Origin of the sequence: Amaricoccus sp. (genome assembly GCF_017993425.1) — a bacterium.
GTDB lineage: Bacteria > Pseudomonadota > Alphaproteobacteria > Rhodobacterales > Rhodobacteraceae > Amaricoccus.
In genome coordinates this window covers 15,818-27,817 of sequence record NZ_JAGOMQ010000018.1, presented here as the reverse complement: position 1 = coordinate 27,817, position 12,000 = coordinate 15,818, and the positions used below count along the sequence as shown (strand labels likewise).

Genomic DNA, 12,000 nt, shown 5'->3' with positions numbered 1-12,000 from the left:
GCGAGGGCGTCGGCGGCGCACACACCGCCTTCCCACCGAGCGCGGGTCAGAGCAGCCGCCGCCGCTCCCGTCCCTCCGCCTGCCAGACCGGGCCGGCGCGCTCGGCGGCGGCGGCGAGGTCGAGGCCCGGGAGCGAGGCGAGCGCGTCGGGGATGCGCTCGGCCCCGACCGCGCCGAAGGGAATGACGAGGACGCCGCCGTCCTCCGAGCGCAGCACCCAGGCCCTTCCCGCGCCGCCGGGATCGCCGGAGACCGCGACGGCGGCGAGCGTCGAGAGGTCGACGAAGCCGCCGCCGGTGGGGCCGAAGACGCCGATGCGGCCCTCGTCGATCAGCACCACGCCGGGCTCGGGGGCCGTGGCGGCGAGCCGCAGCCGGGCGATGGCGCCGGCGGCGAGCGCGAAGCCGGTGGCGGCGAGGACCATTCCCGCGACGAGCACCAGCACGTCGACCCGCACGTAGCCGCGCCAGACCAGCCACAGCCCGAGCGCCAGCGCGGCGCCCCAGATCACCACCTCGCGCTTCGCCCGCTCCGCGGCCTCGGTCATGGCCGGCCTCCCGGCGTCGCGGCGCCGGTCGCCGCCGATTCCGCGGCCCGGCGCGTCGCGTCGCCGGCGCCATAACGGCCGTCGGTGCGCCGTCGCACGATCCGGGGGGCCGTGGCGTCCGTTCGCAGCGCCGCCCCTCCCGCGGCCCGCGCGCCGTCGTAGCCGGCGCACGGGCGTGGCTCGTGGGGCGGGGCGGGTCGGCGGGCGGTCGTGTTCCCCGTCACCGCCAATCCCCCAGGATGGCCTGCCAGAGGGTGATCGCCGCCACCGCCGCGGTGTCGGCGCGCAGCACCCGGGGGCCGAGGGTGACCGGCAGGACGAAGGGAAGGCTGCGCAGGCGGGCCGCCTCCTCCGGGGCGAAGCCGCCGGCCGGGCCAGTCAGGATCGCCCAGGGGCCGCGGGGCGCCTGCGCCAGCACCGCGGCGGCGGGGCGGGCGTCGCGGGTCTCGTCGCAGAACATCAGCCGGCGGGCCGGGTCCCAGGCGTCGAGCGCGGCGTCGAGGCGGACCGGCCCGGCCACCTCCGGAACCCAGGTCTCGCCGCATTGCTCGGCGGCCTCGATGGCATGGGCGCGCAGACGGTCGGGGCGCACGCGCTCGGCGTTGGTGAAGCGGGTGAGGACCGGGGCGACGCGGGCGCAGCCGAGCTCGGCCGCCTTCTCGACGATGAAGTCGGTGCGCGCCTTCCTGATCGGCGCGAAGAGGAGCCAGAGGTCGGGCGGCCGGCGCTGCGGCTGGCCGGGGCGGCGGGCCGTGAGGCTGCCGCCGCGGCGGCCGGCGGGGCGGGCCTCGGCGATCCACTCGCCGTCGCGGCCGTTGAAGACGGCGACGGGGTCGCCCGGCCCGAGGCGCATCACGGTGAAGAGGTAGTGCGCCTGCTCGGCGGTCAACGGGACCTCGGCGCCCGGCCCGAGGTCCGCCTCCACAAAGAGCCTGATCTTCCCGTCGCGATCTGTCATAGGAGCCCCATGAGCGGAGAAGCTATGCGAGGCCACGGGGCCGAGGGAAGGGTCGCCGACGCGCCGGCCGGCAACTGGGTGGACCGCTGGGCGCCGGCGCGGGCGCTGCCCTACCTGCGGCTGGCGCGCGCCGACCGGCCGGCGGGGACGTGGCTCTTGCTGCTGCCGTGCTGGCAGGGGCTGGCGCTCGCCATGGCGGCCGATCCGGCGGGGCCGCGGGCGTTCGATGCGTGGGTGTTCCTCGGCTGCGCCATCGGGGCGTTCCTGATGCGCGGGGCGGGATGCACGTGGAACGACCTCACCGACCGCGACTTCGACGCGCGGGTGGCGCGGACGCGCTCGCGGCCGTTGCCGTCGGGGCAGGTGACGCCGCGGGCGGCCTTCGTCTGGCTCTGCGCGCAGGCGCTGCTGGCGTTCGGGGTGCTGCTGAGCTTTCCCTGGCCGGCGATCGGCTTCGGGGTGGCGTCGCTGGGGCTGGTGGCGATCTATCCCTTCGCCAAGCGGTTCACCTGGTGGCCGCAGGTGTTCCTCGGGCTCGCGTTCAACTGGGGGGTGTGGCTGGCCTGGGCGGCGCACGGGACGCCGGTCGGCTGGGCGACGGGGCTCCTCTACGCCGCGGGGATCGCGTGGACGCTGTTCTACGACACGATCTATGCGCATCAGGACCGCGAGGACGACGCGCTGATCGGGGTGCGGTCGACCGCGCGGCTGTTCGGGGGCCGCACCCATGCCTGGCTGGCCGGCTTCGCGGTCGTGGCGGTGGGGTGCGCGGGCCTCGCGGTGGCGCTGGCGGCGCAGGGCGGGGGCGCGCTGGCGGCGGGGCTCGCGGGGGTGGCCGGGTTCGGCCTGCATCTCGGCTGGCAACTGCGGCGGCTCGACATCGACGATGCGGCGGGCTGCCTCGCGCTCTTCCGGGCCAACCGCGACGCCGGCCTGATCCTCCTCGCCGGGCTTGCGGCGATGAGCCTCGCCTGAGGCGATGCGCCGCCGGGCCGGCCGGAGCGGCGTGCCGGCCGGGATCGCGAGCGCGGAACGGATTTGCCGCGGGTCGCCTGTCTCTCAGCCGTCCCGACTTGGCCGGATGGCCGCGTCTCTCCGCCCTCGTCGGGCGGCGGTCAGGGCAGACGCCAGTCGATCTCGTCGCGGCCGGCGGCGCGCAGGGCGGCGTTGGCGCGGGAGAAGGGGCGGGAGCCGAGGAAGCCGCGGCGGGCGGAGAGGGGCGAGGGATGCGCCGTGGCGATCACCGTGTGGCGCGCGGGGATCCGGGGCGCCTTGGCCTGCGCGTGGCGGCCCCACAGGAGGAAGACCGTCGGCTCCGGACGGGCGGCTGCGGCGTCGATCGCCGCGTCGGTCACCGCCTCCCAGCCCCAGCCGGCATGGGCGGCGGCGGCGCCTTCCTCGACGGTGAGCACCGTGTTGAGGAGCAGCACGCCCTGCCGCGCCCAGGGTTCGAGGCTGCCGCCCTGCGGCTCGGGCAGGCCGAGGTCGGCGGCGAGCTCGCGGAACACGTTGCGCAGCGACCGCGGCGGGGCGACGCCCGGGCGGACCGAGAAGCAGAGCCCGTCGGCGTGGCCGGGCGTCGGGTAGGGGTCCTGGCCGAGGATCACCGCCCGCACCGCCTCGGGCGGCGTCAGCTCCAGCGCGCGGAACACGTCCGCCGCGGCCGGCGCGACGGCGACGCCGGCGGCCCGCGCGGCGGCCACCCGGGCGGCGACGGCGGCAAGCGCGTCGGCCTGCGGCGCGAGCGCGGCGCGCCAGGCGGGCGGGACCGGGCTGTCGGTCGGCGGGCCACCGCTCGCCCGGTTGTCGGTTGCCGGGCTGTTGGTCACGGGGGGCGCAGTCACCGGGGGCGGCGCTCCGGCACTTCGTCGACGCCGGAGCCGCCCCAGGGGTGGCAGCGCGCCACCCGCCGCAGCGCCAGCCAGCCGCCGCGCAGCGCCCCGTGCCGCTCCAGCGCCTCGAGCGCGTAGGCCGAGCAGGTGGGGAGGTAGCGGCAGTTGTGGCCGACCCAAGGCGAGAGCACGAGGCGGTAGGCGCGGACGGGCAGCGCAAGGACTGCGGCGGCCGGGCTCATCCCTGCCTCACCGGGCGCGCTCGCGGTGGATGGCGGCGACGGCCTCGGCGAGATCGGCGGTCAGGCGGTCGAAGGGCAGATCGGCGGTGACCCCGGGGCGGCCGATCAGCACGTAGTCCCATCCGGGGACGCCCGCCCCGGGCAGCACGGCGCGGGCGGCCGCCCGCATCCGCCGCTTCGCGCGGTTGCGGGCGACGGCGTTGCCAACCTTCTTCGAGGCGGTGAAGCCGACGCGCAGACCCCCGGGCGACTCGCCCTCGCCGCGTTGCCGCGCCTGCAGGGTGAAGCCGGCGGTGGCGCGGCGGCGCGCCCGGGCGGCGGCGAGGAAGTCCGCCCGCCGGGTCAGGACGACCAGCGGCGCGGGCATCGCCTCGCTCAGGCGGAGAGCTTCTTGCGGCCGCGAGCCCGGCGGCGGTTCAGCACCAGCCGGCCGCCCTTGGTGGCCATGCGCGCCCGGAAGCCGTGCCGGCGCTTCCGCACGAGGTTGCTCGGCTGATAGGTCCGCTTCATCGTCCGTCTCCTGGTCCCGACCGGGCACGCCCGCCCGGCGCGGGTCCCCCCGCGAAAATCCGAAGCCCGGCTCATAGGGCGGCGGCCGGCGGGAGTCAATTCGCGCCGAGCGCGCCTGCATCGCCCGACGCTGCCATCTCTCCTCCACCCGTCTGTCCGCCCCCGCCTTCGCCCCAGCAGCGCGGGCCCACCGGGGCATCGAGAGCCGGTCCACCGGGTGATGGACGTCGTCTTCCACGACGACCCGATGCAGCTCGGGACCAACCCGCCAACATGGCCATCCGCCACGCGGCCCGCCGCGGAATGCTGCCCCCGCCGCCGACCTCAATCCGGCGCCAGCATGTAGCCCGACCCCCGCACCGTCTGGAGGTATCGCGGCGCCCGCGGGTCGCTCTCGATCTTGCGCCTCAGCCGGGTGATCTGCACGTCGATCGCCCGCTCCTGCGCCTCGGCCACCCCGCCGCCCAGGTCCTCGACCAGCTCCGTCCGCGTCACCGCCTCGTGCGCCCGGCCCGCGAAGATCCGCATCAGCATCGCCTCGGTCGCGGTCAGCCGCACCAGCTCCCGCCCCCGCCACAGCTCGCCCCGGTTCACGTCGTAGCGTACCTCGCCGAGCTGCAGCGTCTTCGGCGGCTCGCTCCGCGGAACGGGCTTCGGCACCCGCCGCAGGATCGCGTTCACCCGCAGCAAGAGCTCCCGCGGCTCGAACGGCTTGCCGAGATAGTCGTCCGCCCCCGCCTCCAGCCCGCGGATCCGGTCGTCCGCATCCCCCCGCGCCGTCAGCAGCAGGATCGGCGTCGCCAGCGTCTCGCGCAGCGCCGCGGTCAGCGCCACCCCGTCCTCCCCCGGCATCATCACGTCGAGGACGAGAATGTCGAACTCCAGCCCCTCGAGCAGCCGCCGCGCATGGGCGGCGTCGCGCGCCGTCGTCACCATGAACCCGTTCCGCGCCAGGAACTTCTGCAACAGCGACCGGATCCGCGCGTCGTCGTCGACGACGAGGACATGCGCCCCCTCCGCCTCGCTCACCGCTCGCGCTCCAGCGCGCCGAGCACCCGCTCCCGCGTCTCCGGGTCGATCATCGCCTCCAGCACGGTCCGGAACCCATGCACCGCCTCCGGCCCCGCCAGCGAGAACGCCGCCCGCATCCGCCGCCGCTGCGCCGCCGACAGCTCGTGCTCCAGCGCGCGCCCCGCCTCGGTCAGCCGCAGGTTCCGCTGCCGCCGGTCGACCGCGCCCACCCGGCTCTCCACCAGCCCGTCCTCGACCAGCTGCCGCAGCACCCGGTTCAGCGACTGCTTGGTCACCCCGAGGATGTCGAGCAGCTCGTTCACCGTCAGCCCCGACCGCCGGTTGATGAAATGCACCGCCCGGTGATGCGCCCGCCCGTAGCCGCGCGCGTCGAGGATCCGGTCCGGATCGGCGGTGAACTCGCGATAGGCGAAGAACATCAGCTCGATGCCCTGCCGGAGCTGGTCGTCCGTCAGGAACAGCAACTGCTCGCTGCGGGTCGGATTGATCGAGAAGCCGCTCTGCGCCATCCGTCCCTTCCTGCCCGCGCCCGTTCGCCGCCGCGGCTCCATCACAGTTTATGTCAGCGTTGTTGACATTCCAAGCCCCCAGTGCTACCCGCCTCCCCGCAGCGTCCGGAAGAAACTGTCGCGGCAGCGGGGCAGGGCGCAACAATCAGAATTCCAAGGGGGCGACGCCATGGCTGGCGCATACGACGACCGGGACGGGTTCATCTGGCTGGACGGGGAGTTCGTCCCTTGGCGCGAGGCCAAGGTCCACGTGCTGACCCATGCGCTGCACTACGCCTCCTCGGTCTTCGAGGGCGAGCGCTGCTACGACGGCACGATCTTCAAGAGCCGCGAGCACACCGAGCGGCTGCTGAGGTCCTGCGACTACCTCGACATCCCGCACCCCTACGCCGCCGAGGAGATCGAGGCGGCCAAGGTCGCGACGCTGGCGAAGAACGGCTTCACCGACGCCTACGTCCGCCCGGTGATCTGGCGCGGCTCGGGCGAGGACATGGGGGTCGCCTCCTCGCGCAACCCGGTCCACCTCGCCATCGCGGTCTGGGAATGGGGCGCCTACTACGGCGACGCCAAGATGAAGGGCGCGAAGCTCGACATCTCGAAGTGGAAGCGCCCCTCGCCGGAGACGATCCCCTCCTTCGCCAAGGCGGCCGGGCTCTACATGATCTGCACGATGTCCAAGCACGCCGCCGAGGCCAAGGGCTGCTCGGACGCGCTGATGATGGACTATCGCGGCTACGTCGCCGAGGCGACGGGCGCCAACGTGTTCTTCGTCAAGGGCGAGGAGGTCCACACGCCGAAGCCCGACTGCTTCCTCAACGGCATCACCCGCCAGACGGTCATCCAGATGCTGAAGGAGAAGGGCGTCCCGGTGATCGAGCGCCACATCGAGCCCGCCGAGATGGAGGGCTTCGAGCAGTGCTGGCTGACCGGCACCGCCGCCGAGGTCACCCCGGTCGGCTCGATCGGCGACTACAGCTTCGAGGTCGGCGCGCTCACCCGCCAGGTCGCCGGCGACTACGAGAAGCTGGTCCGCGGCCGCCTCAAGGCCGCCTGACACGGCGTCCGGCCATCCGGCCCGGCGGATCCCGGCGTCTCCCGGCGGCGCGGTCGGCCCCGCGACGGCGCCTGCCGGGAGACATGCGCATGTCTCCCGGCTCGACGCGGAGCGGCAGGGGCAGGACCGGCGGAACATCGAAGTGAGCCGCACGGCGCCGCGAAATGCGGCGCTGATGACGATGCAATGATTTTCACCGCTCATATTCAAAATATTTCGAAATATATTTGCGGGCATTCACGAATGCCTTGTTCGCGTTTTCCGTAAGGCTGCTGTGTGTGCGCCGAACGCCCCCGGCGACGTCGGCATCTCGCACTTCAAGAGAAACAGTTCGGGCTGGCCAGTGACGGCTCGCCCTCGGCGGGGACCGTCGCGCGATCCGCCTCAGGCGGGGACCGCGGCGCCCCCTGAAAGCCGGGCCTGCGGTGCAGGCGACCCCGGCCTGAACCGACCCGCGGCGACCTCGTCCGCAATCGCCGCATGGGGCAGGGGGGATGGCGTCGCTCCCTGTCCCAGCCGTCCCGGCCGGACGTCGCGCCCGCCGCGGATCCGGCCCGAAGGGAGCGCGCCGCACGGTTACAATGCCCTTAATTCGCAATCTTATCAAACACATGACCAATTCGCACGCGTGCGAATTTGCCCGACTCCCGGCGCGAGGAGGACTGGTCCCCGGCGGCCGGCGGCGTATATAGGGGGAACCCACGACGAGCGCCCGGGGATTGTTCGAGGCGCACAGCAGCGAGGAAACGACATGGCCTTCGAGCTTCCCGATCTCCCCTATTCCCACGACGCGCTCGCCGCCTCCGGCATGTCCAGGGAGACCCTCGAGTTCCACCACGACATCCACCACAAGGCCTATGTCGACAACGGCAACAAGCTGATCGCCGGCACCGAGTGGGAGGGCAAGCCGGTCGAGGAGATCGTCAAGGGCACCTACCAGAAGGGCGCGGTCGCCCAGAACGGCATCTTCAACAACGCCTCCCAGCACTGGAACCACTGCCGGTTCTGGGAATGGATGAGCCCGAAGCCGGTGGCCATCCCCGGCGCGCTGGAGAAGGCGCTGACCGAGAGCTTCGGCTCGGTCGACAAGTTCAAGGAGGAGTTCTCCGCCGCCGGCGCCGGCCAGTTCGGCTCCGGCTGGGCCTGGCTCGTCAAGGACGGCGGCGCGCTCAAGGTCACCAAGACCGAGAACGGCGTCAACCCGCTCTGCTTCGGCCAGACCGCGCTGCTCGGCGTCGACGTCTGGGAGCACTCCTACTACATCGACTTCCGCAACAAGCGCCCCGCCTACCTCACCAACTTCCTCGACAAGCTGGTGAACTGGGAGAAGGTCGCCTCCGCTCTCTGACTTCCGGGCTCCGACCTCGCCGCGCGGACCGGCCCGCCCTCCGCGGGCGGGCCGGTCCCGGCATTTTGACGCGCCCCTCCGCCGGTTTCGTGCTACCCTGCCCCCCGCAATGGCGCGGCGTCGCCGCCGCGTGAGACCGCGGAGGAAGTGATGACCGAGACGATCGGCAACCCCCTCTCCTGGGGCGTCGGCGCGTTGCGGGGCGCGGGCCGCGGCATCGAGGCCGTGACGGCCGAGATCGCCAGCCACGACACGGCTGTGCCCAGGGTCCGCAGGATCGACTACGAGGACCTGCGCGACTGCCTGCGCCTCGGCTGGCAGGACTTCCTCGCCTGCCGCTCCGACGTCGCGGCGCTCTGCCTGCTCTACCCGATCATCGGCATCGCCATGGCCTACGTCGCGCTCAAGGGCGAGCTGCTGCCGCTCGCCTTCCCCATCGTCTCCGGCTTCGCGCTGGTCGGCCCCGCCGCCGCGGTCGGCCTCTACGAGATGAGCCGCCTGCGCGAGCGCGGCCAGGAGCCGAGCTGGGCCGACGCCTTCGCGGTCGCCGGCTCCCCCTCCTTCGGCGCGATCTTCGCGCTCGCCGTGATGCTCGGCGTGACCTTCCTGGTCTGGCTGCTGGTCGCGAACGGCATCTACGTCATCACCCTCGGCCCCGACGCCCCCGTCTCGCTGGGCTCGTTCCTGACCGAGGCGCTGACCACGCCCGCCGGCTGGGCGATGACCATCGTCGGCATCGCCGTCGGCGGCCTCTTCGCCACGCTGGTGCTCGCCACCAGCGTCGTCTCCTTCCCGCTGCTGATCGACCGCCATGTCGGCCTGCCGGTCGCCGTCGTCACCTCGATCCGCGTCGCCGAGGAGAACCCCGGCCCGATCGCGGTCTGGGGCCTGATCGTCGCCGTCCTGCTGGCGCTCGGCTCGCTCCCCGCCTTCCTCGGCCTCCTCGTGGTGCTCCCCGTCCTCGGCCACGCCACCTGGCACCTCTACCGCCGCGCCGTCGTCTGAGCTGACCGCGCCGCTTGCATCGCCGCCCGCGATCATCCAACCGTAGGTTGAACCAACCGGAGGGATGATCGTGGTGAAGCGAAGGGACGTCCTGACCGCCGGCGCCGGCCTCGGCGCGGCGGTCCTGCTCGGCGACGCGGCCGCCCTCGCGCAATCCGCCGACGCCCCGCCGGCGCGCCCCCCGGCCGCCGCGGGCGGCCGATGGGACGACGGCCTCGCCCGCCCGATCCCCTACACGCCGCACCTCGGGACCGGCAAGGCGCGCGGCCTCGTGCTCGGCGGCGGCGGGATCTACCTCGCCTCGTGGATGGCGGGCTACTTCCGCACCCTCAAGGCGCAGGGCGTCGACGTCGCCGAGGCCGACATCGCCGTCGGCACCTCGGCCGGCTCGCTGGTCGGCGCCGTGCTGCTCGGCGGCCGGCTCGAGGCCTTCGCGTCCGAGCTCGAGGAGCTCGGCGCCAACCCCGCGCTCTTCGCCCGGCTGATTCCCGACCTGCCGCCGAACCCGAGCCAGATCCGCGCCCGGCGCGCCGCCGACGACGCCACCGAGGCGACGCCCGAGGCGATCCAGGGAATCGGCCGCGCCGCCATGGCCGCCCGCAACCCCGCCGGGCCGGCCGACTACTTCGCCTCCGTCAAGGCGGTGATCGGCGAGACGGCGTGGCCCTCGCCGAACCTCCACACCACCGCCAACGACTGCTACACCGGCGAGCGGATCGTGGTGTCGCAGGACGCCGGGATCGCCATCAGCCATGCCTGCGCGGCCAGCTCGTCGCTGCCGGGCTCGATGGGCCCGACCTGGCTCGACAACCGCCTCTGCATGGACGGCGGCATCTGCCAGACCAGCACCCATTGCGACGTCGTCGCCGGCGTCCGCCGGGCGCTGGTCGTCTCGCTCTCGGACGGCGGCGCCGACGCGGTGCGCACCGGCCTCCGCACCTCGGGCCTGCCGAACACGCTCGACGCGGAGATCGCCGCCCTGAGGAGCCAGGGCACGGAGGTGATCCTGAAGGTCGTCGGCCTGATGCCCGGGACGCAGCACGTCGACAGCATCATGGATCCGAAATGGATCGCGCCCTGCCTGCGAGATGGCCACGAACGCGCGCTCGCCGACGCGGCCGAGCTGACGGCCTTCTGGAACGGCTGAGCCCGCCGCCGGAGACGCGCCGGGCGAACGGCGAAGCGATCGCCCGGCGGCGGCGTCAGCCCTTCTTCAGCACCCGGCGGCCCAGCAGCTCGGCGATCTGCACCGCGTTGAGCGCCGCGCCCTTGCGGAGGTTGTCGGAGACCACCCACATCGACAGCCCGTTGTCGATCGTCGAGTCCTGCCTTATCCGGCTGACGTAGGTCGCATACTCGCCCACGCACTCGACCGGCGTCACGTAGCCGCCGGGCTCGCGCTTGTCGACGACGAGCACCCCCGGCGCCTCGCGCAGGATCTCGCGGGCCTCCTCCTCGTCGAGGAACTCCTCGGTCTCGATGTTGATCGCCTCGGAATGCCCGACGAAGACCGGCACCCGCACGCAGGTCGCCACGACCTTGATCGACGGGTCGATGATCTTCTTCGTCTCCGCCACCATCTTCCACTCCTCCTTGGTGGAGCCGTCCTCCATGAAGACGTCGATGTGCGGGATGACGTTGAAGGCGATCTGCTTGGGATAGACCGACGGCTCGACCTCCTGCCCGGGCACGAAGATGCCCTTGGTCTGGTTCCAGAGCTCGTCCATCGCCTCCTTGCCGGTGCCCGAGACCGACTGGTAGGTCGAGACCACCACCCGCCTGATCCGCGCCCGGTCGTGCAGCGGCTTCAGCGCCACCACCATCTGCGCCGTCGAGCAGTTCGGGTTGGCGATGATGTTCTTGCGGGAATAGCCCATCACCGCGTCCGGGTTCACCTCCGGCACGATCAGCGGCACCTCGGGGTCGTAGCGGTAGAGCGACGAGTTGTCGATCACCACGCAGCCGGCCTTGGCCGCGATCGGCGCATACTTCTTCGTCGCGTCCGAGCCGATCGCGAAGAAGGCGATGTCCCAGCCGGCGAAGTCGAACCCCTCGAGGTCCTGGGTCTTCAGGGTCCTGTCGCCGAACGAGCACTCCGTGCCGAGGCTCTTCCTCGACGCGAGCGCCACGATCTCGTCGACGGGAAACTCCCGCTCGGCGAGGATGTTCAGCATCTCCCGGCCCACGTTGCCCGTGGCCCCGACGACGGCGACCCGATAGCCCATTCTCTCTCTCCAGATTGGCCGCCGCCGTTTGCAGCTTTTCGCGGCGCTTGTAAACCTCGGGGCCGTGCCGGCTCCCCGTTACAGGGCGTGGCAGGGGTGCTACCATCGCCGGATTGGTGTTCGAGGGGGATAGATATGGTCATGTATCATGACGCCTCCCGTGCCTTGCAGGACGAGTTCGGCTCCCGCGCCCTCGCCGACCGGCTGGAATCGCGGCTGCGGCGCTCGGCGTTCACCGAGGAGGACGCCGCCTTCATCGGCTCCGTCCGCTTCTTCTTCCTCGCCACCGCCGACCCGGAGGGCCGCCCGGACTGCTCCTACAAGGGCGGCGATCCGGGCTTCGTGCGGGCGCTCGCGCCGGACCTGCTGGCGTTTCCCGACTACGACGGCAACGGCATGTTCAAGAGCCTCGGCAACATCCGCGCCAATCCCCATGTCGGGCTGCTCTTCATCGCCATGGAGGAGCGCCCGCGGCGGCTCCGGGTGAACGGGACCGCGAAGGTCGCGCTCGACGACCCGCTCCTGCCGGAGTTCGAGGGGGCGCAGGCGCTGGTGCGGGTCACCCCCGAGGACATCTTCCCGAACTGCCCCCGCAACATCCCGCGGATGCAGGTCGTCGAGGACTCCCCCTACGTTCCGCGCTGCGGCGTCGAGCGGGTGGAGCCGGCGTGGAAGACCTTCGACATCTTCGCCGACGTCACCCCGCCGCGCCGCGCCTGATCCTCTCCGGCTGCCGCC

At 72.9% G+C, this 12,000-nt stretch carries 15 protein-coding genes; 6 read left to right on the top strand and 9 right to left on the bottom strand.

Going from position 1 to position 12,000, the window contains the following annotated elements; genetic code table 11:
- Positions 1-46: 46 nt before the first annotated feature.
- Complete coding sequence (locus tag KBB57_RS10280; protein ID WP_290749500.1) at positions 47-547, bottom strand: hypothetical protein; 501 nt, start codon at positions 545-547, stop codon at positions 47-49.
- Between the two features lie 220 nt (positions 548-767).
- Positions 768-1,505, bottom strand: coding sequence for a 16S rRNA (uracil(1498)-N(3))-methyltransferase (locus KBB57_RS10275; protein WP_290749497.1), 738 nt, complete (start codon positions 1,503-1,505; stop codon positions 768-770).
- Between the two features lie 24 nt (positions 1,506-1,529).
- Between KBB57_RS10275 and ubiA the strand changes: the two genes are divergently transcribed.
- Positions 1,530-2,480, top strand: a complete 951-nt coding sequence (gene ubiA, locus KBB57_RS10270; RefSeq protein WP_290749494.1) for a 4-hydroxybenzoate octaprenyltransferase — start codon at positions 1,530-1,532, stop codon at positions 2,478-2,480.
- A gap of 140 nt (positions 2,481-2,620) precedes the next feature.
- Here ubiA and KBB57_RS10265 read toward each other — a convergent pair whose 3' ends face one another.
- From KBB57_RS10265 to KBB57_RS10240, 6 genes are all read right to left on the bottom strand, one after another.
- On the bottom strand, positions 2,621-3,349 hold the full coding sequence (locus tag KBB57_RS10265) for a uracil-DNA glycosylase (protein ID WP_290749492.1): 729 nt from the start codon (positions 3,347-3,349) through the stop codon (positions 2,621-2,623).
- On the bottom strand, positions 3,346-3,579 hold the full coding sequence (gene yidD, locus KBB57_RS10260; protein WP_290749489.1) for a membrane protein insertion efficiency factor YidD: 234 nt from the start codon (positions 3,577-3,579) through the stop codon (positions 3,346-3,348). Before yidD ends, KBB57_RS10265 begins: the two co-directional genes overlap by 4 nt.
- A gap of 7 nt (positions 3,580-3,586) precedes the next feature.
- A complete protein-coding gene (gene rnpA, locus KBB57_RS10255; RefSeq protein ID WP_290749486.1) occupies positions 3,587-3,946 on the bottom strand; it encodes a ribonuclease P protein component in 360 nt (119 codons plus the stop codon).
- 8 nt (positions 3,947-3,954) lie between these two features.
- The gene (rpmH, locus tag KBB57_RS10250) at positions 3,955-4,089 is read right to left on the bottom strand and encodes a 50S ribosomal protein L34 (protein ID WP_290749483.1); all 135 of its coding nucleotides are present in this window, start codon (positions 4,087-4,089) and stop codon (positions 3,955-3,957) included.
- A gap of 324 nt (positions 4,090-4,413) precedes the next feature.
- Complete coding sequence (locus KBB57_RS10245) at positions 4,414-5,118, bottom strand: response regulator (RefSeq protein WP_290749480.1); 705 nt, start codon at positions 5,116-5,118, stop codon at positions 4,414-4,416.
- Positions 5,115-5,630, bottom strand: a complete 516-nt coding sequence (locus KBB57_RS10240; protein WP_290749478.1) for a MarR family transcriptional regulator — start codon at positions 5,628-5,630, stop codon at positions 5,115-5,117. Before KBB57_RS10240 ends, KBB57_RS10245 begins: the two co-directional genes overlap by 4 nt.
- A gap of 169 nt (positions 5,631-5,799) precedes the next feature.
- Between KBB57_RS10240 and KBB57_RS10235 the strand changes: the two genes are divergently transcribed.
- The 4 genes from KBB57_RS10235 (at position 5,800) to KBB57_RS10220 (ending at position 10,184) form a co-directional block, all read left to right on the top strand.
- Complete coding sequence (locus KBB57_RS10235) at positions 5,800-6,684, top strand: branched-chain amino acid aminotransferase (RefSeq protein ID WP_290749476.1); 885 nt, start codon at positions 5,800-5,802, stop codon at positions 6,682-6,684.
- Between the two features lie 751 nt (positions 6,685-7,435).
- Positions 7,436-8,032, top strand: coding sequence for a superoxide dismutase (locus KBB57_RS10230; RefSeq protein ID WP_290749473.1), 597 nt, complete (start codon positions 7,436-7,438; stop codon positions 8,030-8,032).
- 150 nt (positions 8,033-8,182) lie between these two features.
- The gene (locus tag KBB57_RS10225) at positions 8,183-9,037 is read left to right on the top strand and encodes a DUF2189 domain-containing protein (RefSeq protein WP_290749470.1); all 855 of its coding nucleotides are present in this window, start codon (positions 8,183-8,185) and stop codon (positions 9,035-9,037) included.
- Positions 9,038-9,107: 70 nt separating this feature from the next.
- Positions 9,108-10,184: a patatin-like phospholipase family protein gene (locus KBB57_RS10220; RefSeq protein WP_290749467.1), complete on the top strand. Its 1,077-nt coding sequence runs from the start codon at positions 9,108-9,110 to the stop codon at positions 10,182-10,184.
- Between the two features lie 55 nt (positions 10,185-10,239).
- Here KBB57_RS10220 and KBB57_RS10215 read toward each other — a convergent pair whose 3' ends face one another.
- Complete coding sequence (locus KBB57_RS10215; protein ID WP_290749464.1) at positions 10,240-11,262, bottom strand: aspartate-semialdehyde dehydrogenase; 1,023 nt, start codon at positions 11,260-11,262, stop codon at positions 10,240-10,242.
- Between the two features lie 141 nt (positions 11,263-11,403).
- Here KBB57_RS10215 and KBB57_RS10210 point away from each other — a divergent pair, with 141 nt between their 5' ends.
- Positions 11,404-11,982 carry a pyridoxamine 5'-phosphate oxidase family protein gene (locus KBB57_RS10210; RefSeq protein WP_290749462.1) on the top strand — a complete coding sequence of 193 codons (579 nt, stop codon included), beginning with the start codon at positions 11,404-11,406 and terminating at the stop codon, positions 11,980-11,982.
- Positions 11,983-12,000: the final 18 nt, after the last annotated feature.